Raw genomic sequence first — 24,701 nt, 5'->3', positions numbered from 1 at the left:
ATCAGAAATAAAAGTTGTAGGCAATGGACGGAATCAGCGTACCAAACACCGACAAGCGATACGCTTCGGTTCGCTGGTTGAATCGGGTGAAATAGATCGAATACGGATTCTTATGCGCGTATACGTTGTAGACACCCAGTGTCCAGATGCCGTACCGACGTTGTGCTTTGTTGAACCGGGTATCTTTCGAGAACGCGACATCCAGCCGGTGATAGTCGGGAATTCGATCCGCATTGCGCCGTGAATAATCCTGAACCGGTTCACCATTATACGTGTACTGCCCATCGGGATAGGTAGCCGGGACGCCGGTATAATACACGAAATTGGCCGAGAACGACCAGTTATGCGACATAGCCCAACGAGCCTGTACGTTTAACGTGTGCGGTCGGTCAATGTACGAAGGATAATAGGCACCGTTGTTGATGCGCAGTTCGTCATAAGGCGTTTGTACGGACACCAGTGATCGGGCGTAGGTGTAGTTGAGTTGCCCGGTTAGTCGTCCTTTGTTGCTACTCACCCCGAATTCGACGCCGTAAGCACGGCCAGCCGCCTGGAGCAACGCCGTTTCCAGCGTTGGGTTTAGGATCAGGTTAGCGCCGTAGCGGTACTCGATCTGGTTCTGAAGACGCTTGTAATACCCTTCTACACTTACTTCAAACGCATTGTCCCGCAGGTTCTGAAACACGCCCAGCGATACCTGATCAGCAATCTGGGGTGGCACGTAGCGATCACTTAATTTCCAGAAATCGAGCGGGGTGATCGCCGTGGTGTTCGAGATAAGGTTTACGTACTGGCGGGTTCGTCCGGCACTGGCTTTAACGGCGGTATGTGTGGCCACCTGTACGCGCAGAGCCAGCCGGGGTTCCAGTCCGCCGTAGGTCTGTACAGCTTGTCCACTCCCGTAACGAGCCGAATCGGTAACGGTTTCGGGAGAACGTGGTCCATTCGGCGCGTAATCGTACACGGTGCGCGCTCCCAGCAGTGCGAAGGCCGAACAACGTAACCCCGCCTGGAACGAGATTTTTGGCGTCAGCTCCCACTCCGTGTTCACATAAGCGCCCAGTTCGCGCCCATGCTCCGGTGCGGTTCGTTGGGGGTTTATGCTGGAATTTTCGCCAGTTGGCTGCACATCACCCGTTTGGATTTGGTACAGAATACCATTTGCGCCAACCTGAACTTTGTACTTCTGCCTGAGGGTGTAAAACAAATCCGCCTTGCCCTCCCGCTGCTCGATATACGACGCAAACCGAAAAGTCAGACCGGGCTTCACCCCATCGACGTTCAGGTGATAACCACTGTACAAAGCGGTCAGGTTTAGCTGTAGATTCGGTTGAACCAAATAACTCCACCGGCCCGTCAGCACCTGGGAGTTCCAACCGTACAGGGTGTCTCCCGGAAATCGAAAGTTATCCTGACTACGATAAGCCGACAAGGCAATGGTATTTCGCTCGTCAGGCGTGTACGTTAGTTTCAGGTTCGCATCGTAAAAAAAAGCGCGGCTATTCTTGACGCTGGGACTGGGAAACACCTGTAGCAGATAGTTGGGAAACGCAATACGTCCGCCCGCCAACAAGGTAAGCCTCCTGGTAATGGGTCCATCCACCACCGCCCGCACACTTACCGGACTAACACCGCCTGATAGTCGCCAACCATCTTTATTGCCGTTGCGGGTACTCATCAGCAACAAAGACGAAACACGCCCCCCGTACTGCGCCGAAAACGCTCCTTTGCTCAGGCTGACATCCTGCACCAAATCCGGATTGATATTCGTATAAAAGCCGAGCAAATGCGACGTATTAAACAAAGGCGCTCCATCCACAAGAACCAGATTCTGGTCGGATCGGCCACCGCGAACGTTAAATCCACCCGCCCCCTCTCCTGCCGTCGTGACCCCGGCTTGCAGAGCGAGCGCTTTCAGAATGTCGGGCTCACCCAGCACAACCGGCATTCGCTTCAACTCAGGCATGCTCAGCTGAATCTGTCCCATCTGCACCGTTCGAATGTTCTGATCTTCGCGCGTGGCCCGAACGTCTACTTCTTCCAGATCGGTCGATCGGGGTTGTAGGGCATAGACAATTCGTTTATTGAAATCGAGTACTATCGTCTCGCGGCCCCGAATGTAGCCTACCGCCGAAACATAGACCGTCAGTACACCAGGGGCATGGTTTATAAGCGCGTTGCCCAGGCTGTCCGCCTTTGCGCCCGCTTTTGTTTCAGCAATAAAGACGCTGGCTCCCGAAACCGGTTTTTTGGTTACGCCATCCTGAACGGTAATCGTTAAACGAAGCCGTTGCTGGGCCACTGCGGAAATTGTATGAAAGCAACAAAGTACTACAAAAACCAATAGCCGCACATTCATACCGTTGAATCAGAAGACACTTCGTGGATAGTCCTAACGTTACAGTAAGGCAGGAATGTACCTGTTTTACTTAGCGAAGCCATCCAATCAATTAGCAATGGTTTATCACCGTCCAGTTGGCAGATCGGCTAGACGTACAAATAAAGCGCGGTTCGCTATCCCTCCTCTCAATTGCTGATTAAACGGAGAATATGTCACAAAAAAAGCCACTCTTCAAAGAGTGGCTCTGCTATGATCAATGCCTTCTAGGGCTGGAACCGTAGCCGAACCGTGTGCAGTTCAGCAGCATCACTTTCATAACCAACTAGTTTTTTGCCTGTCAACTCACGAAGCAATGCATGGTTGATCTGGTCATTCTGACTGAACACTTTTAGCTGACACAGCTCACTGTCCGAGTTGACGCGAAACTGAATCACCACCACACCCGCCTGTTGGGTTGGCCTGAGTGCATCAGGGTACGAAATATATTTGGCTAACTGTTGCTCAAGATTTGCCTTGGGCGCTTTAGTCTTGCGAGTTTTTGTCGGCGTAGCGTAGGCTTGCGTCGCCAGGAAGCCTACCAGCGTAAGTAGAAAAAGTGATTTTTTCATGACTTCGGTTTAGTGAAAGATCAACAGTACCCACTTGCCCAGACGCTACAGATGAGTGATCAGGACTAATGTTATGATAATATTACTCAAATATTATCTATATGTTAACATCTGCGTTAAAACTTAATATTGAAAAAATGATACTGCTTCTATCTCAGGCCTCCACAATTAGGCCAAACTGCTAATTTTCAATACTTTATAAAAACAAAAAAGACCACTTGTAGGTGATCTTTTCCAAATCCAATATTACCCCAATGTTAACAAACTAGAATATTATACCCGTATTCCTATTTTTCTGTCATGCCAAGTACAATTTCGGATGGATGATTAGCATCATGATATAACCGCATGGTCGCTTTTTGAAAGTCAGCCGTATCTGCCGTTCCGATATTAACAAACGTTTGCGGATTGCGGTCCACAATCGGAAACCACGAATGCTGTACCTGCACCATCAGCCGGTGGCCTTTCTTAAACGTATGCATCACATCGGGCAACTGCATCGTTACGGCGGTCACTTCTCCCGGCTTAAACGGCTCGGGGGTAGTAAAGCTGTTGCGAAACTTACCACGTAGTACCTCAGCCCGCACCAAGCGCTGGTAGTTCGCCATTTGAACGCCTTGCGGATTAGCTTTGGCCGAATCGGGCAGTACATCGATTACCTTGACGATAAAGTCGGCATCTGTACCCGTCGTTGACGCAAACAGTTTTGCGTTGATGGGACCAGCCACGGTTAAATCTTCCGTAAGCACATCGCTTTCGAAAACCACCACATCGGGCCGGTTAGCCACGAAGCGCTGATCCTCGATAACATACTGGCTATTCCGGCGAGCTTGTACGCCATTCGTGTAAGGCACAGGCTTGGCCGGATCGCTGACATACTCTTCGAAAGAATCGTTGCCGGTTGATTTGTCCGTCGTCAGCTTCTGGCCTGGAGCCAAATAAAAATGGCGTGCGCCAGCCGCTTTGGGCGGCCACGCGTCGAATGACTTCCATTCATTTTTGCCCGTATCGAAAACGAGTGCTTCCGGCGCTTCGAACTTTCCTTTGTCCTTTAGATGAAACGCGAAGAATGTTGATTCCAGATTATCGCGGTAGTATTTGGCGGTATTCTGCCCAAACGATAACGGCCCAAACTGGCTCCAGTCTTCACGAGCCCACGCGCCATGCGTCCACGGTCCCATCACGAGCGTATTCCGATTGCCACTCGATTGTTTTTCGATAGCCTCATAGGTGCGTAATGCGCCGAACAAATCTTCGGCATCAAACCAGCCGCCAACGATCATCGTAGCTGGTTTTACGTTTTTGAGATGGGGTCGGATATTTCGCTTTTGCCAATAATCATCGTAAGTATCATGTTGAAGATACTCGTTCCAGATTTTCGCCCGATTGTTAAAATACTTCGGACCGTTCGCGTTTTTAACGGGACCTAATTCCAGGAAGAACTTGTAGGCATCCGTGGGTCGCCACGAGAACAATTGTTCGTAATTCTCCAAAGGTCCTTGTCGCGGACTGTCGAAGTAATTCATGAACGAGAAGTTATCGAGCAGAAAAAACGCGCCATTATGTCGGGCATCATCGCCGATAAATTCGTCGGTGACGGGTGCCTGTGGCGACACGGCTTTCAGAGCCGGGTGGGCATTCGGTAAAGCCGCTGATGCGTAGAAACCAGGGTACGATATTCCCATCAAGCCAACCCGCCCGTTGTTGTTCGGTACGTTTTTGAGTAACCACTCAATCGTATCGTACGTATCCGTACTTTCATCCGTTGCTGTAGGCTGCGTGCTTTTTTTATGACTCTTGGTCGCCGTCGCTTTCTTTTGACCCGCACTGGGCGTGGACTCGCCGGGCACATCCACACCGGGCGTCATTTCTTCGAAATTACCTTCGCTCATGTAACGTCCCCGAACGTCCTGATTGACGAAAATGTATTTTTCCTCCGATAGCGCCTTGTTTGGGCCGGGGCCTGATTTTGGGTAATTCGTCTCACCGTATGGTCCCGCCGAGTACGGTGTCCGCTCCATCAGAATCGGGTACCGATTAGTCGAACTGCCCTCTTTTGGAACGTAAATGACGGTGTAGAGTTTGACGCCATCGCGCATGGTAATCTGTCGATCCAGCTTATTGTAGTGCTGCCGAACAAAGAGCGAATCGGCGCTTTTTGACTGCGCGTAGCTAAGCGAAAAACTGCCTAACAGGGCAACAAGGAGTATTTTTATACGCATCATACCTGATTTTCTTGCCAAAAAACAAATTGCTGGACAAGTATACTAATTAACGCAGACAACTACCTCCCCAAAACGCGAGTAGGCCAGACTCATCGAGAGCCTGGCCTACTCAGCACTTGAAAATCATGGCTTAGTCTTAGAACCGTATCGAGCGCAGCCTGAGGCTGTTACTGACAACCGATACCGAACTTAGGGCCATTGCCGCCCCGGCGATCATCGGATTAAGCAAAAACCCGAATGCTGGATACAGTACACCGGCGGCAATAGGAATGCCGATGAGGTTGTAAATGAAAGCCCAGAACAAATTTTGTCGGATGGTTTGAACCGTCTTTCGGGAAAGTTGCAGCGCTTTGGGTACGCTAGTCAGATCGGAGGTGATAAGCGTCATCTTGGCTACGTCCATCGCAATGTCGGAGCCTTTGCCCATCGCAATGCTCACGTCCGCCTGTGCCAGTGCCTGTGAGTCGTTGATGCCATCGCCAACCATGGCGACTACGTTACCCTGCGCTTGCAGCTCCTGAACAAAAGCCGCTTTGTCAGCTGGTAACACCTCAGCGCGGTATTGGGGTATACCTACCTGACTGGCGACGGCGGCTGCGGTCTGCGTATTATCGCCGGTCAGCATGTAAACGGTAATGCCCCGGCGCTGTAAGGTTTCAACTGCCTGCCGAGATGTTGCTTTGACCGGATCGGCAATGGCAATCACAGCTAGAAGTTGCCGTTGGTTCGCAAAAAAGACAACCGTTTTAGCCGATTTATAGAGTCCATCGACTTGTTTCTCCACGTCCTCATGCAACGAAACTCCTTGCCGATCAATCAACTGCCGATTACCAATAACATACGTTTCGCGTTCGTACTCAGCCGTTACGCCATGTCCCGTCACGCTTTCAAACCGATTGATCGCAACGCTGGACACATCCGAACGTTTAAGATATTCAGTTACGGCATTAGCTAGTGGGTGTTCCGATTGACCTTCCAGCGCATACAGGATCGAAGCCAGGCGATTCTGCTCCCCTTCCGATACCAGCCAGTGCAAGTCCGTAACGACGGGTTTACCTTCCGTGATTGTGCCTGTCTTGTCCAGTACAACCGCATTGACCCGATAGCCGAGTTCCAGGCTCTCCGCGTCTTTGATCAGAATGTTATTTTCTGCGCCCTTTCCTACGCCGACCATAATGGCCGTTGGCGTAGCCAGACCCAGCGCACAGGGACAGGCAATAATCATCACCGTCACCGAAGTTAGCAAGGCTGTTGTCAGCGCATTATCCCCGCCCAATAGGAGCCAGCCGGCAAACGTCAACAAGGCAATTCCTAAGACGACCGGCACGAAAATACCCGCAATTTTGTCCACAAGCCGCTGGACAGGGGCTTTACTGCCCTGAGCCTCCTGCACCGTCCGAATGATCCGGGCTAACACCGTATCCGACCCGACTTTATCGGCCCGAAACTGAAAACTACCTTTTTGGTTGATCGTACCGGCAAAGACAGGTACGTCAGCGGTTTTCTCTACCGGCATGGGTTCACCACTGATCATGCTTTCATCGATAAAGGAAGCTCCGCTTTGTACCGTTCCGTCCACGGGAATCCGCTCACCGGGCCGCACCAGCAGCCTATCGCCCACACGTACGTTCGCAATGGGGATGTCACGCTCGGTGTCACCATCAATCAGCCGTACGGTTTCGGGCTGGAGGCCCATCAATTTCTTTATGGCCGACGACGTATTCGATTTGGCCCGCTCTTCGAGCAATTTACCGAGCGAGATAAACGCGATGATCACCGCAGCCGCTTCAAAATAGACGTGCGGATGCTGCCCACGATTCAGCCAGAATTGCGGATAAATCGTCGTAAACGCACTAAACAGGAAAGCAATGCCTGTGCTAAGCGCGACGAGCGTATCCATGTTCGCCTTACCATGACGAGCCTGCTTGCAGGCATTGACGAAGTACGTGCGTCCCAGACCAAACACCACCGGTGCCGCCAGCGCCATCATGATGTAGTTGCCAAACGGCACCAAGTCCATGAAGAACATGCCGATCAGCACGATGGGTATTGATAGCAAGGCCGCCCAGATCGTCCGTTTTTTCAGCGCTTCGTAACTCTTTTGCTGAGCTTCCTGCTGCACCTGCTGCGGGTCCTCGGCATCGACAACCATATCGTACCCGACAGAACGAAGTGCCGTCTGCAATCCTTCTGGGGTTACGACCTTTGGATTGAACTGTACCGACGCACTCTGATTCGCGTAGTTAACGCTCGCATCGCTGACACCGGGCGTGTTTTTAAGCGTGGATTCAACACTCACGGCACAGGCCGCGCAGGTCATTTCCAGCACCGGATACGTTTTTTTTATGTCCGAAGCCGACGGTTTCTCCTTCGGTTCGTTGAGAAGCGTATTCACTTCATTAGGAGTTTATGCGTATTCGTTTGCCATCCTGACTGCGGTATGCAGCAAACGACTGGCTAAGTGTGCGTCAATTCAGGGGCTCTGCTTTATAGCCTGCTTTCTCGATGGCCTGCTTGATTTGCGTAGCCGTAGCCGACGTAGTGTCAGCCGTTAGAATCTTGTTGGGGTCCTGGACATCCACCTGCCAGTTACCTTCGCCGACGGCTTCGTTCAGAAAAGGCGTAACGGTAGCAATGCAGCCACCACATTTAATATTCGTTTTGAATTTTACGGTTTCCATAGGATTGATTAATAGACTTGTCTGCCTTTGCGTATCCACAATTTTGTCGGTCATGGTTGCTCCGATTGACCTAACAAAGGTCACTCTTAACCAGCTGATTTGTATTACGAAATTGTCGGCTACTTTTATAAAATAACCCGAAACCAATCGAATGAGTTGCGTCAGGATGCTACTCAGCAAAGAAGCCAGCAACAGGATCTGATTCCCATTGCTGGCTTCTAAATACGCTGGAAGTTAAGACTAGTAACGCTCGTTGCCTTCCTCTTCTTCTTCGGCTAATTCGCTGATCTCGTTGTCGAGTTCATCGTCCGAAATATCTTCCAGTAAATCGTCAGGCAACGCGTCCAGATCTTCGCTGTTACGAACTTCGTCGGTAGCGTGCATGGCTGTGATGGTATCCGTGTACAATAGCGTATCCGACGCTTCCTCATCGCCGGGATTCATAATGTCAGGTTCGTTATTGACCCCTAAACCCGCGTAGACAATGGCATCCTCTTCATCATTATTAGCGGGCATGTTGGTATGCTGAGGAGACATCCCTTCTAGTGGACCACCCGAGTTTTGATCTACAGGCTGTTGGCTGGAGTTGTTATTATTTTCCATGATTAATGCTCGTTAAGGGTGATTAGCCGCCGATTGTTCCCATCGGTCACTAGTCACGCGTCTTTACTTCAGTAACCACCAACTTCCCAAAGAGTTTTCACTACTTCCACACAACAACCTTCTGCACCTGGGCGGGCCGGTTGTCAGCCGATAGGCGCAACAGGTAGGTTCCGTCGGGTAAAGCGCTCAGATCGAGCACCGTTTCGGCATCCGATTGAACGTCCTGAACCGGTAGCATGCCCTGCCCTGACAAGGAAACCAGTTCAAGCCGACCCGAAAACGCCGGTTTCACGGTCAGGAAACGATCCGTCGGATTAGGAAACGCCCAGGGGCCAGTCGACTCTTCCGGTACGCCCGTGATAACAACTTTCTGCGATGTATTTTTCAGGTATCGCAGCCCACCAGCCACGCTTCCCAGCATCAGGTCTGGTAACTGATCACCGTCCAGATCAGCCGCTGCCGCTATCAACCGTGTGCCGGGCAAACCCAGGGTGGGTAATGAATCGATCAGGGTCAGGGACTGGTCAGGTCTGTCGGGGAATTGATAAATGCGAACGCGACCATTGTTGGAAGCGGCAATGATTTCGTTTTTCTGATCACCGTTCAGGTCAGCGACCACGAGCGAACGAGCCCGGTCGTAATACGAATTGTTGTTGGTAAATCCGCCGAACGTTTGATTCTGTAACTGAAAAACTGGATTGGTAGCTGTTCCTGTATTGCGTAGGTAATTGATCGTTCCTTCGTTTTTACCGATCAGCAAGTCGGGCTTGCCGTCATGGTCAACGTCCGTCACGGTGATGAGTTCACCCGGCTGAACCCGTCCGTCTGGGTTAGCCCATTTGGTGGCACCTGCCAGGCTATACTGAGCAGCTGCCCCTTTCGGAGCGGTGTTGAAAAGTACACGAATTTCGAGGCCGCTGGCAGCTGTTCCGGTCAGGACCAGATCTATGCTTCCGTTTCCGTCAACGTCGGTGAACGACGGCACCACGTCGCTCCACCCCAATCCCTGCGTTAGTCCAAGGTAGTCCGTCGTGACGAGCGAGAAGGCCGGATTCTGCGTCGTTCCTTTGTTCTCAAACTGCCAGAGTCCGGCGCGGTAGTTTGTTCCACTACGAACCCCACTGTAGCCGACCAGCAGATCAACATCACCGTCACCATCCAGATCAGCCAGGGCCGGAGCGGCATTTTCGCCCAGATCCAGCATATCGCTTTGCAGAAAATCTTTCTGAACCAGCTTGAAATCAGGCTTCTGGTTTGTCCCTGTGTTCTTATAAAACCAACCCGACGCCCGAAAGTCAAACGCTCGGTTTTCGTTGAAATCCGAGTACGTTGAGGCTAACAGATCCTTAACACCATCCCCGTCAACGTCCTGCCAGTACGTAGCCGCGTAGGCGGGAAACTTGATGGAATTCTGCACTGGAAACAAACTATCGAACGACGTGAACGAGGCATTTTCATTGTTGGGCCCCGCGTTGTGTAACACGGCAATGTTCTCGCAGGAAACGAAGCCAAACAGCAAGTCTTTTTTGCCGTCGCCATTGGCATCCAGTACCGAAAGCGTATTGCCGGAGTGCATCGGTTTAGCGCCACTTGGTTTGGCCGCATTCACCAACGGACCGACTTTCTTCATGCCAACCATTCCGTCGCAGGTGACCCCAAACGTAAAGTCATTGCAGTACTCTTTAATAAAGTGACCCCACACCTGGCAATCAGCCCGTTTGTAGTCCAGACCGTCTTTTTTACCCGTCCGTTCGACGCTCATGTTCTGCTGATACGTGATCAGATTGCCCGTCCCATCAAAGGCCAATATGTCAATGTCGCCATCATCGTCGAAGTCGGTAATGGCGGGCAAGTCGGTCGGTGCTACGAACAAATTCTGTTTACCACCAAATCCGACGGTCATCAGTGAACTAACCGCCATACTGAACGATAGCTGCCCATTCTGGGAATTATTGTGATACACCATGATATTGCCCGTAGGACCAGGTAAGAACAAATCGTTACGGCCATCACCGTCGTAATCGACAACCGCCAGCCAGCCGTTGATACTCGGAAACGCTTTCTCGTAATCCGGAGCGTGCTGCCAGGCAATTCCGCTTCCCACGGGGTTTTCAATAGCGACGAATGTGCTGATTTTATTGGTTGACCGATCAAAGACCACGAGATCATCGCGGTTATCGGTATTCAGGCGCATGGTTGCGTACTGCGTTGCGTTCAGGCCGCCCGCCCACGGGTTGAGTAACGCCCGCCCGTCGATGCTAACGGTGGGTCGCTGATCATACTGAAAACCGAACTTACCCGCCGACTGAGCGTAGTCGAGAAGCGGAATAACGAAAAAACAAAGCGTAAACAGCTTTTTCATCTAATTTTGGGCAATTCTCTGTCAATCCTTACGCGTAAGCGTATCATTCGCGAAACGGCTCTTGGTTAAAAGACCAACCCGGTTCGTAGAGAAGAACGAACTGCGACTTCATTTATGTCTATAGGTATGCTGTCAACGGCAGAACTTTATTCAAAATTTCAAGAGTGTACCGGTGTATCGACCGATACGCGCAAGATTACTGCGGACTGTTTGTTTGTTGCTCTCAAAGGTGACAACTTCGACGGTAACCAGTTTGCCGAACAGGCGCTTACTTCGGGAGCCCGTTACGCGCTCGTCGATGATCCGACAGTTGCCGGTCGTAACCCTCGGTGCCTGCTGGTAGCCGACGGTTTGCTGGCACTTCAGGACCTCGCCCGTCACCACCGTCGGACCCTCGCCATTCCGGTTGTTGGCCTGACCGGCTCCAACGGAAAAACCACCACCAAAGAGCTGATTGCGGCTGTCCTGTCGAAAAAGTACCGGACCTACGCTACGGTGGGCAATCTCAATAATCACATCGGCGTTCCGCTGACCGTGCTGGCTATTAACGAGCAGTACGAATTGGCCGTTGTCGAAATGGGGGCCAATCACCAGAAAGAAATCGAGCTGCTTTGTTCGATTGCGCAACCGACTCACGGTCTGATTACGAACGTCGGAAAAGCTCATCTCGAAGGGTTTGGAGGTATCGAAGGGGTACGCAAAGGCAAAGGCGAATTGTATGATTATCTGGCCCAAAATGCCCGAACGGTTTTTATCAATTCCCGCGACACGGTGCTGACGGCCATGTACCGCGAACGATTGAAAGCCATACGCTCCGAAACCACCTTCGCCGAAGCGATTTTCTACCCCGGCGAGTTGGTCGAGTTGATTCAGGAGTCGCCCGTCGTTATTTACCGCGACGCAACAGGCCACGAAGTCTCAACGCACCTACCCGGCCGTTACAACTTCGAGAATATGATGGCGGCAGTGGCCATCGGCGATTACTTTGGCATTTCGCCCGAAGAAGCTAATCATGCCGTAGCGGATTATAACCCGACGAACAACCGCTCTCAGGTGATTCACAAAGGCTCGAACACCATTCTGCTCGACGCCTACAACGCGAATCCGAGTTCGATGGCGGCTGCAATTCGTCAGTTTGCCGCTACGCCCGCCAAGCGTAAGGTGGTTATTCTGGGAGACATGTACGAACTCGGTTCGGAAAGCGAAGCCGAACACGCGGCATTGGGCAAACTCGTTGCGGAAGGCAAGTTTGATATCGTTATTCTGGCGGGCAAAGACATGAAATTTGCCCTCGGCTGGCTTCCCAAAGCGTATTACATTCCCGATAAATTTTCGCTCCATAACTGGCTGATGGACCACCCCATGACGGATACGCACATTCTGGTCAAAGGGTCACGCGGCATGGGTTTGGAATCGGTCTTACCTTTTTTGTAAATCAGTTCTGAACTCATGCTAAAAATCACTTTGTTAGCAACATTGCTCTTTTCGTTGGTATGGTCTCAGGCGCACCGGTTTGAGGCCGAGATTCAGGCGTTTGAAAAACAGGATAAGCAAAGTCCGCCACCCGCGCAACCGATTCTGTTTACGGGCAGCTCATCCGTTCGGTTGTGGCCTAACCTGCAACAGTATTTTCCCGACAAAGTAGTCTTGAACCGGGGGTTCGGCGGCTCGGAACTAAGCGACGTACGCTTTTTTGCCGACCGCGTTATTCTCCCCTACAAGCCGAAACAAATCGTCCTGTACGCTGGTGAAAACGATATTGCAACCGGCAAGCTGAGCGCCCAACAGACCTACGACAATTTCGTTGATCTGTTTCAGTACGTGCGTCAGAAACTGCCCAACGTACCTTTCGTTTACATCGCCATCAAGCTCAGCCCGTCCCGGCGACAATACTGGCCGGTCGTAAACGAAGCGAATAAGCTCATTAGCCAGTTTTTAGCGAAACAGTCCGACGCGACGTTCGTTGACATTCGACCATCGATGCTGGGTTCAAACAAGCAACCGCTCCCTGCTTTGTTTAAATCAGATAGCCTACACATGACCGATGCAGGCTACCAGCGGTGGGCACCGGTGTTGCAACCGTACCTAAAGTAAACTCATTTCCATCCGAATGTCGGCGCGGGCATATGGCGTTGGCACGCTGGGTACTTCCCGGAAACCGACGCTTGCATACATCGTTAAGGCAGGCGTCAGTATCCGGTTTGATTCAAGCCAGATTGTCTTGACGCCTAGCTGGCAAGCGAAATCAATAGCCGCCCGACAAAGTAATCGGCCTACCCCTTTCCCTTGTGCTTCAGGCGCTACGGCCATTTTAGCCAGTTCAAAACTCAGGACGCTTCCTTCCGGCTCGCTTGTGTTAATCATCGCCACGCAACCCATGATGTGCTCATCCACTTTGGCGAAAAAAATCTGGCCGTTGTTCGGAAGGATGTACGTTTCGGGGTGATCCAACTGTTCGAGATCGTGTGGTTCAACGCGGAAATAGGTTTCGATCCACTGTATATTCAGCCGCTTGAAATCAGGTTGATAGTTTGGTGAGTAAGGAATGATAGACACGTTGTTCATGGCTATTTATTCGGACTTTTTAGTTGTTAATTGATCTTGAACCCGGTCGAAGAAGTTGCGCTCCGCCAGCTGTGCTTCCATTTCCTGAAGCGATAGCAGTAAGTTATGCGTCTGTTGCGCGATCATCTGTTGATTAACCGTAATGAACGCATCCCACAGCGGTTGTAATTTGGGTAACATATCCTGACCGGCTTCGCTCAAAGACAGGAACCGCTTTCGGCCATCCTGCTCCGACTTCGTTGATACGATCAGGTTCCGCTTTTCCAGTTCGTTGGTCACCTGAATGACAGCCGGGTGCGTAATACCCAGCCGACCAGCGATTTCGGTGATAGCCACCGGCCCCTGCCGCGCGATGAGCACAAAAATTGTTGCCCAGCGCACATCGAAGTCAACCCCTGATTGCCGATACGTTGCCGTTACGGCTTGCCAGTAAGTATCACTTAAGCGCCGAAGCCGACTCGCTAGAGCCAGTTCGGCCATTTCGGCCATAAAATCCATAATTATGTAAGAACTTACGTAAGTTCTTACATAATTAGTTGTTTGAAGACACAAAGTCAAGTTTGTCCCCTATCTATGGTTAATAATTTTATTGTTTACTGATATTTGCTTGTCCGCGAAATGCTGATCATCAAGGCTTACTTAGACAGGCCCAACTAGCAGACCTAGTCGAAAATAACTTCTATTGACCGATGAAAGCCCACTTACTACTTCTTTGCTTCTTCACTTTTACTCTTTCCTTCGCTCAGCCCATTCGGTTTGCGTTCGTGACGGATACGCACGTAGGAGCGCCCGAAACAGCTGCCGAAGATCTGCAACGAACCGTCAACGACATTAACGCGCTACCCGACCTTGATTTTGTCGTTGTAACCGGCGACATAACGGACTTTGGAACCGAGCAGGAACTGACTACCGCCAAGCGCATTCTGGACGGGCTGAACAAGAAGTGGTACGTTTTTCCGGGTAATCATGACACAAAATGGTCGGAAAACGGATGCAATAGTTTTCGGAAAATTTTCGGCAGCGAGCGATTTTCCTTCGATTTTGGCAAGTACCGGTTCATTGGCTGCGGCAGTGGCCCCAATATGCGCATGTCGCCGGGGCTGGTGGCCCGCGAAGACGTTCTGTGGCTACGCTCAGAAGTCGAAAAACTAAGAAACTCGGATCGACCAGTCATTTTCATGAATCACTACCCACTCGATGAGGGTTTGGCAAACTGGTACCTGCTCATCGACGATCTGAAAAAAATCAACATTCAGGCTACGTTGTGTGGCCACGGCCACGCGAATCAGGCAATGGATGCCGAAGGGATTCCAGCCACAATGGGTCGCTCCAACCTGCGCGCAAAAGATCCGGTCGGTGGTTACAACCTGGTTACGATCCAGAACGACACGCTGTCTTTTGCCGCCCGGACACCCACGGTCGGTTCAATCGAAGGGCAAACAGCCCCTGCTTGGCGAATAATTCCCTTGCAGAATCATTACTTCGGTAAAGAATCGAAGCCGTATCCGAGACCGTCGTACCAAGTCAATGAGCAGTACAAAAACGTGCGGTCCGTTTGGGAGAAGCAAGACAGCAGCGACATCGGAGCCGGTATCATCGCTGATCAGACAGTAGCGATCTACCCCAACACCAATGGTCAGATCGTTGCCTTATCCCTGACCGACGGATCGGTGAAATGGCGGTTCGCGACGGGAGGAAAAGTGTATTCTACGCCCATGATGCAAAAAAACCGGTTAGTTGTTGCGTCAAGCGACGGTACGATTTACTGCCTCAGCAAGCATGACGGAACCCTTCGCTGGAAAGTTGAAACGAAGAAACCCATCGTTGCGAGCCCGCTCATTGATGAGAAGGTCGTCTATATCGGCAGTTCGGAGGGCAAATTCAGAGCCTTATCCCTGAAAGACGGATCAGAAAAATGGTCGTTTGACGGCATTAAGGGTTTTGTCGAATCCGTGCCCATTGCCGATAAGCACACCGTTTATGTTGGTTCTTGGGGCTCCACACTTTACGCCTTCGACAAGAAAACGGGCCAGCTTACCTGGACCTGGACGAATGGCAAAAGCCGCAATTTTTCGCCAGCCGCTGGCACACCGCTTCTTAGCAACGGACGAATTTTCCTTCAAACACCCGACCGCACCGTTACCGCTATCGACGCAAAAACGGGTAAAGAGTTGTGGAAGACCAACCAGCATAAAGGGTTCGAAGCCAGTGGTTTATCGGCGGATCAATCGCTTATCTACGTCAAGTGCATGAACGACACTCTTTGGGCGTTGTCAACGCAATCCGACAGTCCGCAACCGGCCTGGTTCGTGAATTGTAAATACGGTTACGAGATTAGTCCATCACCTGTTGTCGAACGCGATGGCATTATCTACGTCCCAACCGACGACGGTGTCCTGTACGCGATCAATCGCCGAACACGTCAGGTAGAAGGGGTGCATAAGCTATCCAATGCCATGATGAACCGCGTGTTTCCGCTCAGAAACCGTGAGGTGCTAGTAACAACCATGGATGGGAAAATAGCGCGTCTTCAACTTGCTGATAGCCAACCATAAGGCCCACCCGACGAGTCAGCATCCTGCTCCTGAAAGCGCGTTCGCTAAGATTGACCCTGCCGGATGCTAAACTATTCTGATTCAAATAGGGATTCTAGCAAATTGTCGTTATTATTGCATTTTACTAAGAATACAACCGCGAACGCATCATCTTTTATTCATTAGTAAAGTCTTTTGTTTTTATTAAGCGATATGCAAACTTCCACGTACGTACCTTACAAAGTTAAGGACATCGCACTGGCCGAGTGGGGCCGTAAAGAAATCAAACTGGCTGAAGCTGAAATGCCAGGGCTGATGGCCCTTCGCACCGAGTTCGGTCCGTCGAAGCCACTCAAAGGTGCCCGTGTTGCCGGGTGTCTGCACATGACGATTCAAACAGCGGTACTGATCGAAACCCTGGTTGAACTAGGAGCCGACGTAACCTGGTCGTCCTGCAACATTTTCTCGACGCAGGATCACGCAGCAGCCGCTATCGCAGCCGCTGGCATTCCGGTTTACGCGTGGAAAGGCATGAACGAAGAAGAGTTCAACTGGTGCATCGAGCAGACGTTGTTCTTCGGTGAAGATCGTCAGCCGCTCAACATGATTCTGGACGATGGTGGCGACCTGACCAACATGGTTTTCGACGTGTATCCCGAGCTGATTCAAGGCATCAAAGGCTTGTCGGAGGAAACGACAACGGGCGTTCACCGCTTGTACGAGCGGATGAAAAACGGTACGCTTCACTTGCCTGCGATCAACGTAAACGATTCCGTAACGAAGTCGAAATTTGACAATAAATACGGCTGCCGTGAGTCGCTGGTGGACGCAATCCGCCGGGCGACTGACCTGATGCTGGCTGGTAAAGTAGCTGTTGTAGCAGGTTATGGTGACGTAGGTAAAGGTTCGGCAGAATCGCTGCGTGGTGCCGGTTGCCGGGTATTGGTGACCGAAATCGACCCAATCTGCGCCCTACAGGCAGCGATGGACGGTTACGAAGTTGTTCCGATGGACGAAGCTGCTACCCGCGCGAACATTTTCGTAACGGCGACCGGTAACGTTAATATCATCAAAGAGCGTCACTTCAAACTGATGCGCGACAAAGCGGTTGTCTGCAACATCGGTCACTTCGACAACGAAATTGACATGGCGTGGTTGAACGAAGCGTATGGCCACACCAAGAGCCAGATCAAACCGCAGGTTGACATGTACGAAATCGACGGTAAAGAAATCATCGTATTAGCCGAAGGTCGCCTGGTGAACCTAGGTTGCGCGATGGGTCACCCTAGCTTCGTGATGTCGTGCTCGTTCTCGAACCAGACGCTGGCTCAGTTGGAACTGTGGGCGAACTCCGACAAGTACGAGAACAAAGTGTACGTGCTGCCGAAGAAACTCGACGAGAAAGTAGCGGCTCTGCACCTGGCCCACGTTGGCGCGAGACTCGAACCACTGGAGCAGGAGCAAGCGGATTATATCGGTGTAGCTGTCGATGGCCCGTTCAAATCGGAAATGTACCGTTACTAGAATAACTCATTCGTAGCTAGTCGTTTACTCGAACTGGTATACGTGCGTCAAAAAGCGCGGTCTCTGCAACGAGCCGCGCTTTTTTTGCGTAAAATTGGGTAGTATTGATTGTTCGGAGCCCGGAATAATTTCACCATACGGCTTTATTTGTACCTTTACGCACTACCTTTCAAGATCTTTTTATGAACCGTCTGCTCGTTGTGCTGCTGCTATCGCCTGCGCTAGTCTGGGCGCAGACGACGATTGACACGCTGCACTGGAGTGCCACCCGACGGTTACGACTAGCGGACTTTCGCTCGCCTACGCAACCGGGTTTAGGCGGTTCAGATTTTCATTATCAACTCGGCTACGAAGTTCGTCCTACGTCGCTTTGGAGTGAACCCGCTATCGACGCGTATTGCCTGATGTTCCGCAGTTTGTCATGGGTCTCAGAAACGGCCAAAAACGACCGCACGCTGGCTTATAATCAGGTTTTGTTTGATCTGGTCGAGGTGCACGCCCGGCAAATGAAAGCGAAATTGATTGCCCTACGGGTTGACCGCCATTTTAAGCAGCAAGCCAAACAAATCGAATACCTGACCAATTCTGAACTGGGTTCTGAGGTAAACCGCTTTCGGGGCGAAACGGGCGGGGGCGATGATCTGGAAGCTTTGCAACGCTGGCAAAAGCAGGTTGTGCAGCGACTTTATGAAACGCCCGATCTGGTAACGACTTTACGCTCGTCAAAAGTTGGCTTCGGCCTATTTCTAGGTGTTGGTGGCGCTTTACCAACCGGTCAGCTCGCCGAAACAATCAGCCCGCCCGTTGGTATTGAGGCAGGCATCGACATTGCGTTTCGCCGAACCATGCTCCTGCTCCACCCTACCCTGTACAGCGCTAAGCTGAACCAAGCTTTTGTGCATCAGAACCAGCCGTGGGAACAAGGCATGCGTGTCCAGCCATCGCTGCTTGAAATCGGTCTAGGCCGTATTGTTTACGATTCGCCCCGTAGCCGGTTTATACCTTACATTGGTTACCGCCTGCTCGACCTGGTGCCCCGTGACCGCAACGACGAACGATACAAGGGCTATTCCTTACTGAATCACGCGCCAACAGCTGGTCTTATTTTTGACTTTAAGCTAGGCGGCAACGCTCAAAAGTCTACCGATTCAGATGACAGTTTTTGGTTTGTGCGCACCAAATTGTCGGTCAGCCCCGTTCAGTCAGTTTCTCCTTTTTGCGGCAGCCTGATCAACCTGCAAATTGGCCTGGGCGGCTTTACCCACATCCGTAAGGTAAGTTATCGGCCCGAACCAACGGTCATTCCCTTACCAGCAAGTACGTTATAAGCGATACGTTCTGTTAATAGCCGTCGAATTAGTGGTTTCTAACCATTTGTTAACGCACGATTGGCCAGACTTTCCGAACTTGCAGGTATTATGAAAAAATACGTACTGGTACTAGCCTTGCTAGGTCTATGGGCCTGTAATCCCGGCGGGTATCACCTTACCAATCGCACGGCCAACCGCATTGGCGTAGACTCAACCACGGCTCGGCCCGACAGCAGCGTTACAAACTTTCTAAAACCGTATCGGCAGGGACTCGACAAGTCGATGAACGAAGTGCTGGCTCACTCGACCGGACGGATTGAAAAAGGCAAACCCGACGCTCCGCTCAACGATCTGCTTACCGACGCCCTGCTCCAGCAGACTAGCCAACGCTACGGCAAGCCTCTCGACTGTTCGCATCTGAATTACGGTGGCATCCGAAACAATCTGCCCGAAGGCAACATCACTACCGGCTCCATCTTTGAAGTGATGCCTTTTGACAACCAGGTCGTTATCCTGACGCTCAAGGGGGACATGCTACAGAAAATGATGAACCACTTCGCCCAGAAGAATGAGTTGGTGATGGGTGGCTTACGGGCTAAAATTCATGAAGGCCAGGTGAGTTCGGTTAGCTTTGTCAACGGCAGAACCCTACAGCCCAACGAAACGTACACGGTCGTCATGAGCGATTACGTAGCGAACGGGGGCGACGACGCTGGTTTCTTAAAGAATCCGGTCAAACGCGAAAATATCGGCTACCTGGTTCGTGATGCCCTGATTGATCATTTCCGCCAACTGGGTAAAACCGGACAACCTATTAATCCAGTTTCTGATGGACGCATTATCGTCGAATAGACGCCAGTTCTTAAAATTCCTGGGTACAGCCGCCGTGATCGGTACGGTTGCGCCCGACACGCTGGCCGTTGGCCAAGCCAAAGCAACGTCGCTAACCATTCTGCACACAAACGACGTACACAGCCGACTCGATCCGTTCCCGATGGATGGTGGTCGTAACGCGGGTAAGGGTGGTATTGCCCGTCGCGCCACGCTGATCAAACAGATCCGGCAGGAGCAAAAAAACGTGTTGCTGTTCGACGCGGGTGATGTCTTTCAGGGAACTCCCTACTTTAACCTGTACAAAGGTGAACCCGAAGTGCTGGCCATGAACAGACTCGGCTATGACGCCGGAACCATCGGTAACCACGACTTCGACGGGGGTATTGACAATATGGTTACACAGTTCGGAAAAGCCAGTTGGCCGCTGCTGATCGCGAACTACGATTTCAAAAATACGGTCATGGATGGTCGCACAAAACCGTACCGGGTTTTCGAAAAAGAAGGCATACGCGTAGGCGTTTTCGGGCTAGGCATTCAACCGGAGGGATTAATACCAAAAGATGCCTACAAAGAAACCAAGTACCTTGACCCGATTGAACTTGGTAACGATACAGCCGCCAGATTACGTTCGGAACAGCACTGCGATTACGTAATCTGCCTGTCGCACCTAGGCTTCAAATACGACGACGCGACCGTTTCCGACAACGTGCTGGCGGCCAAAACCCGCAACATCGACCTGATCATCGGTGGACACACGCATACATTCCTGGATGCACCGGTAGCGGTCAATAATCCGGACGGTCAGCCGGTCTGGATCAATCAGGTAGGGTTCGCAGGAATCAACCTCGGGCGGATTGACTTAACGTTTGAGCAAGGAAAAGCCATTTCGAGCACCGGAAAATCTGTCGAAGTAAAGTAAACTCCGTATCTTTGTGGCCAGTGAACTAGTCAATAGCGACCCAGCGTTTGTTAGTTTTCGCTGTCACTCTCTTTCACGCTGTTATCTCTATGAAATTTGGCGTTGTTGTTTTCCCCGGCTCTAACTGTGATCAGGACGCCGTCGATACGCTGGAACTGATGGACCAGGAAGTCGTTAAGCTCTGGCACAAAGACCACGACCTGCAAGGTTGCGACTTTATCATTCTGCCCGGTGGCTTTTCGTACGGCGACTACCTCCGTACGGGTGCGGTAGCGCGGTTCTCGCCGATCATGAATGAAGTTATTGCGCATGCCAACCGGGGCGGTTACCTCATGGGTATTTGCAATGGCTTCCAGATCTTGGCCGAAGCCCGCCTGGTTCCGGGGGTATTGTTGCAGAATTCCAATCAGCAGTATATCTGCAAAAACATTTACCTGAAACCGCAATCTTCCGACGCCTTGTTGACGGCAGGACTTGACTCGGGTAAAGCGTATAAAATACCGATGGCCCACGGCGATGGTCGTTTCTTTGCCGACGCGGACACGCTCAAAGCGTTGAACGATAACGATCAGGTGCTGTTCCGTTATTGCGACGAAGCGGGCGTGATCACCGAATCGGCTAACCCGAATGGTAGTCTGGAAAATATTGCAGGCGTTACCAACAAAGGCAAAAACGTTTTCGGCATGATGCCTCACCCCGAACGCGCTGCGGACCCCAATCTTGGCAACACCGACGGTCGGCTGATTCTGGAGCAGATTCTAAGAACAATTCCCGTTTAACAACGGATCGATAATAAAACGAGGACCTGAGTGGCTTATCGCTGCTCAGGTCCTCGTCTTTTTTTTATAGTCAATATTACCGGTTCACTTCTTCCAGGACCGGATAATCGATGAAGCCTTTCTCACCGGGCGTGTAGAACGTAGAAAAATCCGGTTGATTCAATTCGCTACCGCTTTGCAGACGCTCAACGAAATCAGGATTGGCGATCAAAGGCCGACCAAACGCTACCAGATCAGCTAAACCGCTTTCGAGCACTGTCTCAGCGCGTTCGGCATCGTATCCACCGCTCAGGATCAACGTACCTTTGTAGGCTTCACGAATCGCGTTAACAATCGTATCGGGTACAATCGGCGCTCCCATCGACGTATGATCGACAAGGTGAAGATAAACAACACCAATCTCGTTTAACTTCTGCGCAATGTAGGTGAATGTTTGATCAACGTCGTCGAAGGGCTTAATGTCGTTGAAAACACCGTAAGGCGACACCCGAACACCTACTTTATCCAGTCCAATGGCTTGTCCGGCTGCTTCGGCAACTTCAAGCAGGAAACGGCTCCGGTTTTCGAAGCTGCCGCCGTATTCATCGGTCCGCTGGTTTGTATTCGGACTGATAAACTGATCGATCAGATAACCGTTGGCTCCGTGTATTTCAACGCCGTCAAAACCCGCTTCGATGGCATTTTTAGCCGCCGTTACGTATTCTTGAACGGTCTGCTTTACTTCTTCCGTCGTCAGAGCGCGGGGTGTCGGGAAAGGCTTCATGCCTTCGGTATCGGTATAGATTTCGCCAGCCGCGGCTACTGCCGATGGCGCTACGACTTCTGCATTTTCCGACAAATGAATCGAGTGACTAACGCGTCCGGTGTGCATGATCTGCGCAAAGATTTTTCCACCTTTGGCGTGAACAGCCTCCGTTACTTTTTTCCAGCCTGCGATTTGCGCGGCATTGTGGATTCCCGGAATCCGGGCGTAGCCTTCACCATTGGGCGATGGGCCAACACCTTCGGTAATGATCAGACCAACTGACGCCCGTTGCGCGTAGTAAGTCGCCATAATGTCGGTGGGTATATGATCGGCGGTGGCCCGGTTGCGCGTCATCGGTGCCATCACGATGTGGTTCTGGAGCGTCAGGTTACCAAGTTTGGCTTCTGAGAAAAGTTTCTGTGCCATGAGTACTGTACGTTGCCGTAAACGGATTTTGAAGTGAATGTACGGGCAAGAAACACAATCAAATATTTAAAAGTTTGAATGTATTGAAATAAAAATTTAGACCAGCTTATCGAAGAACCCCGATAGCTGTTGCAGCGATTCTTTATTAAGGGTTAGGTGGACATTACGCCCTTCTTTCTGGGCATTGACTAAGCCACTGTCGGTCAATAGTTTGACGTGATGCGATACGCAGGGCTGTGACAAGCCGGTCAACTCCTGAACATCGGACGACGTAAGGCTTCCTTTGTTCGAGAGTTCCATTAAAATGGCTAACCGATATTTATCGGCGATAGCACCAGTAGCTTTTTCAACAAACCGATTGTCCATGCATTCGGGCACCGCTTTATAGCGCCGTTCTCAACAAAGCTAACAAATTCTAGACGAACTAGGTGCCTCGATTCGGTGAAACGGCACTGTAGCGCTTCCCGCTTTTAGCCGGTAGTCTCCCGATATAGGCTTCAAAACTATATCGGGAGACTATCTTATGAGCCTGCCCTACCTACGCCATCTGCATTACCTCGTCAATATCGATCAGCACGGGCGAGTCATACAATTTACGCATCATAAATCCGTGCTCTTTCAAATAAGACAGATTGAATTTCTTTACCATGCCGTGGTTTGGCAGGGTCGGACTCTCGACATGATCGATGGCATAATTCGGGAAGTATCCCACTACGTCAGCAGGTGCTATACTAAATGGTGGACTTGGCAATATCGGTCCATATTCGAGGGTATTCAAGAGACTTAGCGTACCTACGGGCGTCAGCCATTCCAGCGTTTGCAGATACCGCATCCGCATGGCAGGTGGCAGCGCAACCAGCGACGCCCGGTCATAGACAATATCGAATGCACCTACATCTTCGCGATTGAGCGAGAAGAAATCACGGCAAAGGATGGTGATGTTACCCGACACGAACCGACTACCGATTTGCCGATACGCTAACTGATTTTCTTCAAAAAACTGAATGATCGCTTTTTCAACGATTTCGACGCCAATAACGCGGGTTGCAAACCGGCTGAAATACAGCAAGTCTAGTGACTTGCCGCAAAGCGGTACGAATACCGTCTGCCCTTCCAAAGCAAAGGGAGGCAGGTATTTGATGGCGTACGGGTGAATATCTTTCCGGTGAAAGCTGGTGTAATGTCCTTCCAATTCCCAGGAGTTGAACCAGAATGCTTTTTCCATGATAAAAGAGGAGACGGTGTTTAGTGAATTTTCGATGGGACAAAGTTCGGCACTGTACCAGCGTACTTTTAGCGCGGATTCACGGCTTTTGCACAATGCGTAGTATCCCGTAGTCGATAGCGGAAAATCACCGAAGCCGTATTAAGTCTGTTCTTATACGTCGGTGCGCGGTCCGGCCAGCAGTTGCCTCGCGGAGGGCAATGTTACCGTAACCATTTATGGACGGATGCGTTTTTAAAAGAAATACCTACAGTTATGGAACATTCATTAGCAGGAAAAACGGCACTCGTTACCGGGGCCGCTTCGGGGATTGGAAAGGCGGTTGCTCTTTTGTATGCCCAGCATGGCGCAAATGTTCTTGTCTCCGATCTGGATGCTGAGAAAGGGCAGGTCGTTGTCGAGCAAATCAAAGGGATGGACGTGAAAAGCCATTTTGTACTAGCCGATGTCGGTGACCCAGTCGAATGCGAACGACTCGTTCATGAAACGGTGAATCGGTACGGCAAGCTAGATATTGCCTGCAACAACGCGGGTATCGGCGGTGAGCTAAGCACGACGGCGGATTATAGCCTGGAAGGCTGGCAAAAGATCATCAACATAAACCTGAACAGCGTCTTTTTCTGCCTGAAGTACCAGATAGCCCAGATGCTGAAACAAGGCGGAGGTAGCATTGTCAATATGGCGTCGATTCTGGGTCAGGTTGGTACGCCTAACTCACCCGGCTACGTCGCGGCTAAACACGCTGTTGTCGGTCTTACCAAAACGGCGGCCCTTGAATACGCTCAACAAGGCATACGCGTTAATGCGGTAGGTCCGGCTTATATCGATACGCCCCTCCTCTCGGCCTTACCCGATGAGGCTCGTCAGCAATTGATCAGCCTTCACCCGATTGGCCGACTCGGAAAGGCCGAAGAAGTAGCGGAGTTGGTTATTTGGTTATCGTCCGACAAAGCGTCGTTCGTGACGGGATCGTACTACCCGGTCGATGGCGGTTATCTGGCGCACTAATCGTAACACGGT

General features: G+C 51.2%; 21 protein-coding genes. 9 read left to right on the top strand and 12 right to left on the bottom strand.

Annotated elements, in window-relative coordinates; genetic code table 11:
* Position 1: 1 nt before the first annotated feature.
* From M0L20_RS15365 to M0L20_RS15335, 7 genes are all read right to left on the bottom strand, one after another.
* The gene (locus tag M0L20_RS15365) at positions 2-2,302 is read right to left on the bottom strand and encodes a TonB-dependent receptor (protein WP_248477812.1); all 2,301 of its coding nucleotides are present in this window, start codon (positions 2,300-2,302) and stop codon (positions 2-4) included.
* 302 nt (positions 2,303-2,604) lie between these two features.
* Positions 2,605-2,949, bottom strand: a complete 345-nt coding sequence (locus tag M0L20_RS15360) for a hypothetical protein (protein ID WP_232561796.1) — start codon at positions 2,947-2,949, stop codon at positions 2,605-2,607.
* A gap of 287 nt (positions 2,950-3,236) precedes the next feature.
* Positions 3,237-5,174: a CocE/NonD family hydrolase gene (locus tag M0L20_RS15355; protein WP_354004179.1), complete on the bottom strand. Its 1,938-nt coding sequence runs from the start codon at positions 5,172-5,174 to the stop codon at positions 3,237-3,239.
* A 136-nt stretch (positions 5,175-5,310) separates the two neighbouring features.
* Positions 5,311-7,494 (bottom strand): heavy metal translocating P-type ATPase, encoded by a 2,184-nt coding sequence (locus M0L20_RS15350; RefSeq protein ID WP_248478091.1) that lies wholly within the window; start codon positions 7,492-7,494, stop codon positions 5,311-5,313.
* 148 nt (positions 7,495-7,642) lie between these two features.
* Positions 7,643-7,855, bottom strand: a complete 213-nt coding sequence (locus M0L20_RS15345) for a heavy-metal-associated domain-containing protein (protein ID WP_232561795.1) — start codon at positions 7,853-7,855, stop codon at positions 7,643-7,645.
* 240 nt (positions 7,856-8,095) lie between these two features.
* A complete protein-coding gene (locus M0L20_RS15340; RefSeq protein WP_232561794.1) occupies positions 8,096-8,458 on the bottom strand; it encodes a hypothetical protein in 363 nt (120 codons plus the stop codon).
* A gap of 100 nt (positions 8,459-8,558) precedes the next feature.
* Positions 8,559-10,820 (bottom strand): FG-GAP-like repeat-containing protein, encoded by a 2,262-nt coding sequence (locus M0L20_RS15335; RefSeq protein WP_248477811.1) that lies wholly within the window; start codon positions 10,818-10,820, stop codon positions 8,559-8,561.
* A 114-nt stretch (positions 10,821-10,934) separates the two neighbouring features.
* Between M0L20_RS15335 and M0L20_RS15330 the strand changes: the two genes are divergently transcribed.
* A complete protein-coding gene (locus M0L20_RS15330) occupies positions 10,935-12,254 on the top strand; it encodes a UDP-N-acetylmuramoyl-tripeptide--D-alanyl-D-alanine ligase (RefSeq protein ID WP_248477810.1) in 1,320 nt (439 codons plus the stop codon).
* A gap of 15 nt (positions 12,255-12,269) precedes the next feature.
* The gene (locus tag M0L20_RS15325; RefSeq protein WP_232561791.1) at positions 12,270-12,914 is read left to right on the top strand and encodes a GDSL-type esterase/lipase family protein; all 645 of its coding nucleotides are present in this window, start codon (positions 12,270-12,272) and stop codon (positions 12,912-12,914) included.
* Here the strand turns inward: M0L20_RS15325 and M0L20_RS15320 are convergent.
* On the bottom strand, positions 12,906-13,385 hold the full coding sequence (locus tag M0L20_RS15320) for a GNAT family N-acetyltransferase (protein WP_248477809.1): 480 nt from the start codon (positions 13,383-13,385) through the stop codon (positions 12,906-12,908). The two genes, M0L20_RS15325 and M0L20_RS15320, sit on opposite strands and share 9 nt — an antisense overlap.
* A 6-nt stretch (positions 13,386-13,391) precedes the next feature.
* Entirely contained in the window at positions 13,392-13,883 is a 492-nt protein-coding gene (locus M0L20_RS15315) for a MarR family winged helix-turn-helix transcriptional regulator (RefSeq protein ID WP_248477808.1), read from the bottom strand.
* Positions 13,884-14,074: 191 nt separating this feature from the next.
* On the opposite strand from M0L20_RS15315, the gene M0L20_RS15310 reads away from it, so the two are divergent.
* The 6 genes from M0L20_RS15310 to purQ all read left to right on the top strand — a co-directional run bounded on the left by M0L20_RS15310 (position 14,075) and on the right by purQ (position 21,285).
* The gene (locus tag M0L20_RS15310; protein ID WP_248477807.1) at positions 14,075-15,940 is read left to right on the top strand and encodes an outer membrane protein assembly factor BamB family protein; all 1,866 of its coding nucleotides are present in this window, start codon (positions 14,075-14,077) and stop codon (positions 15,938-15,940) included.
* Between the two features lie 192 nt (positions 15,941-16,132).
* Positions 16,133-17,443, top strand: coding sequence for an adenosylhomocysteinase (gene ahcY, locus M0L20_RS15305; RefSeq protein WP_248477806.1), 1,311 nt, complete (start codon positions 16,133-16,135; stop codon positions 17,441-17,443).
* 182 nt (positions 17,444-17,625) lie between these two features.
* On the top strand, positions 17,626-18,771 hold the full coding sequence (locus M0L20_RS15300) for a hypothetical protein (protein ID WP_248477805.1): 1,146 nt from the start codon (positions 17,626-17,628) through the stop codon (positions 18,769-18,771).
* Positions 18,772-18,861: 90 nt separating this feature from the next.
* Positions 18,862-19,605, top strand: a complete 744-nt coding sequence (locus M0L20_RS15295) for a 5'-nucleotidase C-terminal domain-containing protein (RefSeq protein ID WP_232561785.1) — start codon at positions 18,862-18,864, stop codon at positions 19,603-19,605.
* Positions 19,583-20,506 carry a bifunctional metallophosphatase/5'-nucleotidase gene (locus M0L20_RS15290; RefSeq protein WP_248477804.1) on the top strand — a complete coding sequence of 308 codons (924 nt, stop codon included), beginning with the start codon at positions 19,583-19,585 and terminating at the stop codon, positions 20,504-20,506. The genes M0L20_RS15295 and M0L20_RS15290 overlap by 23 nt, the downstream gene beginning before the upstream one ends.
* Before the next feature lie 89 nt (positions 20,507-20,595).
* Positions 20,596-21,285 (top strand): phosphoribosylformylglycinamidine synthase subunit PurQ, encoded by a 690-nt coding sequence (gene purQ / locus M0L20_RS15285; protein WP_248477803.1) that lies wholly within the window; start codon positions 20,596-20,598, stop codon positions 21,283-21,285.
* A gap of 76 nt (positions 21,286-21,361) precedes the next feature.
* Here the strand turns inward: purQ and M0L20_RS15280 are convergent, their stop codons facing one another.
* The 3 genes from M0L20_RS15280 to M0L20_RS15270 form a co-directional block, all read right to left on the bottom strand.
* Positions 21,362-22,456: an alkene reductase gene (locus tag M0L20_RS15280; protein WP_248477802.1), complete on the bottom strand. Its 1,095-nt coding sequence runs from the start codon at positions 22,454-22,456 to the stop codon at positions 21,362-21,364.
* 96 nt (positions 22,457-22,552) lie between these two features.
* Positions 22,553-22,822 carry an ArsR/SmtB family transcription factor gene (locus M0L20_RS15275; RefSeq protein WP_232561781.1) on the bottom strand — a complete coding sequence of 90 codons (270 nt, stop codon included), beginning with the start codon at positions 22,820-22,822 and terminating at the stop codon, positions 22,553-22,555.
* A gap of 172 nt (positions 22,823-22,994) precedes the next feature.
* Positions 22,995-23,681 (bottom strand): class I SAM-dependent methyltransferase, encoded by a 687-nt coding sequence (locus M0L20_RS15270; RefSeq protein WP_232561780.1) that lies wholly within the window; start codon positions 23,679-23,681, stop codon positions 22,995-22,997.
* Positions 23,682-23,936: 255 nt separating this feature from the next.
* Here M0L20_RS15270 and M0L20_RS15265 point away from each other — a divergent pair, with 255 nt between their 5' ends.
* Complete coding sequence (locus tag M0L20_RS15265) at positions 23,937-24,689, top strand: SDR family NAD(P)-dependent oxidoreductase (RefSeq protein ID WP_248477801.1); 753 nt, start codon at positions 23,937-23,939, stop codon at positions 24,687-24,689.
* The last annotated feature ends 12 nt before the right edge of the window (positions 24,690-24,701 follow it).

The organism is Spirosoma liriopis (assembly GCF_023196085.1).
Taxonomy (GTDB): Bacteria; Bacteroidota; Bacteroidia; order Cytophagales; family Spirosomataceae; genus Spirosoma; species Spirosoma oryzicola.
This window is presented reverse-complemented; position numbering and strand designations above follow the sequence as displayed.

Bases quoted from the DNA above. Each gene is read 5' to 3' on its own strand.
- M0L20_RS15360 (WP_232561796.1), bottom strand. From the start codon at position 2,949: ATGAAAAAATCACTTTTTCTACTTACGCTGGTAGGCTTCCTGGCGACG.
- M0L20_RS15355 (WP_354004179.1), bottom strand. From the start codon at position 5,174: ATGATGCGTATAAAAATACTCCTTGTTGCCCTGTTAGGCAGTTTTTCG.
- M0L20_RS15350 (WP_248478091.1), bottom strand. From the start codon at position 7,494: ATGACCTGCGCGGCCTGTGCCGTGAGTGTTGAATCCACGCTTAAAAAC.
- M0L20_RS15345 (WP_232561795.1), bottom strand. From the start codon at position 7,855: ATGGAAACCGTAAAATTCAAAACGAATATTAAATGTGGTGGCTGCATT.
- M0L20_RS15340 (WP_232561794.1), bottom strand. From the start codon at position 8,458: ATGGAAAATAATAACAACTCCAGCCAACAGCCTGTAGATCAAAACTCG.
- M0L20_RS15335 (WP_248477811.1), bottom strand. From the start codon at position 10,820: ATGAAAAAGCTGTTTACGCTTTGTTTTTTCGTTATTCCGCTTCTCGAC.
- M0L20_RS15330 (WP_248477810.1), top strand. From the start codon at position 10,935: ATGTCTATAGGTATGCTGTCAACGGCAGAACTTTATTCAAAATTTCAA.
- M0L20_RS15325 (WP_232561791.1), top strand. From the start codon at position 12,270: ATGCTAAAAATCACTTTGTTAGCAACATTGCTCTTTTCGTTGGTATGG.
- M0L20_RS15320 (WP_248477809.1), bottom strand. From the start codon at position 13,385: ATGAACAACGTGTCTATCATTCCTTACTCACCAAACTATCAACCTGAT.
- M0L20_RS15315 (WP_248477808.1), bottom strand. From the start codon at position 13,883: ATGGATTTTATGGCCGAAATGGCCGAACTGGCTCTAGCGAGTCGGCTT.
- M0L20_RS15310 (WP_248477807.1), top strand. From the start codon at position 14,075: ATGAAAGCCCACTTACTACTTCTTTGCTTCTTCACTTTTACTCTTTCC.
- ahcY (WP_248477806.1), top strand. From the start codon at position 16,133: ATGCAAACTTCCACGTACGTACCTTACAAAGTTAAGGACATCGCACTG.
- M0L20_RS15300 (WP_248477805.1), top strand. From the start codon at position 17,626: ATGAACCGTCTGCTCGTTGTGCTGCTGCTATCGCCTGCGCTAGTCTGG.
- M0L20_RS15295 (WP_232561785.1), top strand. From the start codon at position 18,862: ATGAAAAAATACGTACTGGTACTAGCCTTGCTAGGTCTATGGGCCTGT.
- M0L20_RS15290 (WP_248477804.1), top strand. From the start codon at position 19,583: ATGGACGCATTATCGTCGAATAGACGCCAGTTCTTAAAATTCCTGGGT.
- purQ (WP_248477803.1), top strand. From the start codon at position 20,596: ATGAAATTTGGCGTTGTTGTTTTCCCCGGCTCTAACTGTGATCAGGAC.
- M0L20_RS15280 (WP_248477802.1), bottom strand. From the start codon at position 22,456: ATGGCACAGAAACTTTTCTCAGAAGCCAAACTTGGTAACCTGACGCTC.
- M0L20_RS15275 (WP_232561781.1), bottom strand. From the start codon at position 22,822: ATGGACAATCGGTTTGTTGAAAAAGCTACTGGTGCTATCGCCGATAAA.
- M0L20_RS15270 (WP_232561780.1), bottom strand. From the start codon at position 23,681: ATGGAAAAAGCATTCTGGTTCAACTCCTGGGAATTGGAAGGACATTAC.
- M0L20_RS15265 (WP_248477801.1), top strand. From the start codon at position 23,937: ATGGAACATTCATTAGCAGGAAAAACGGCACTCGTTACCGGGGCCGCT.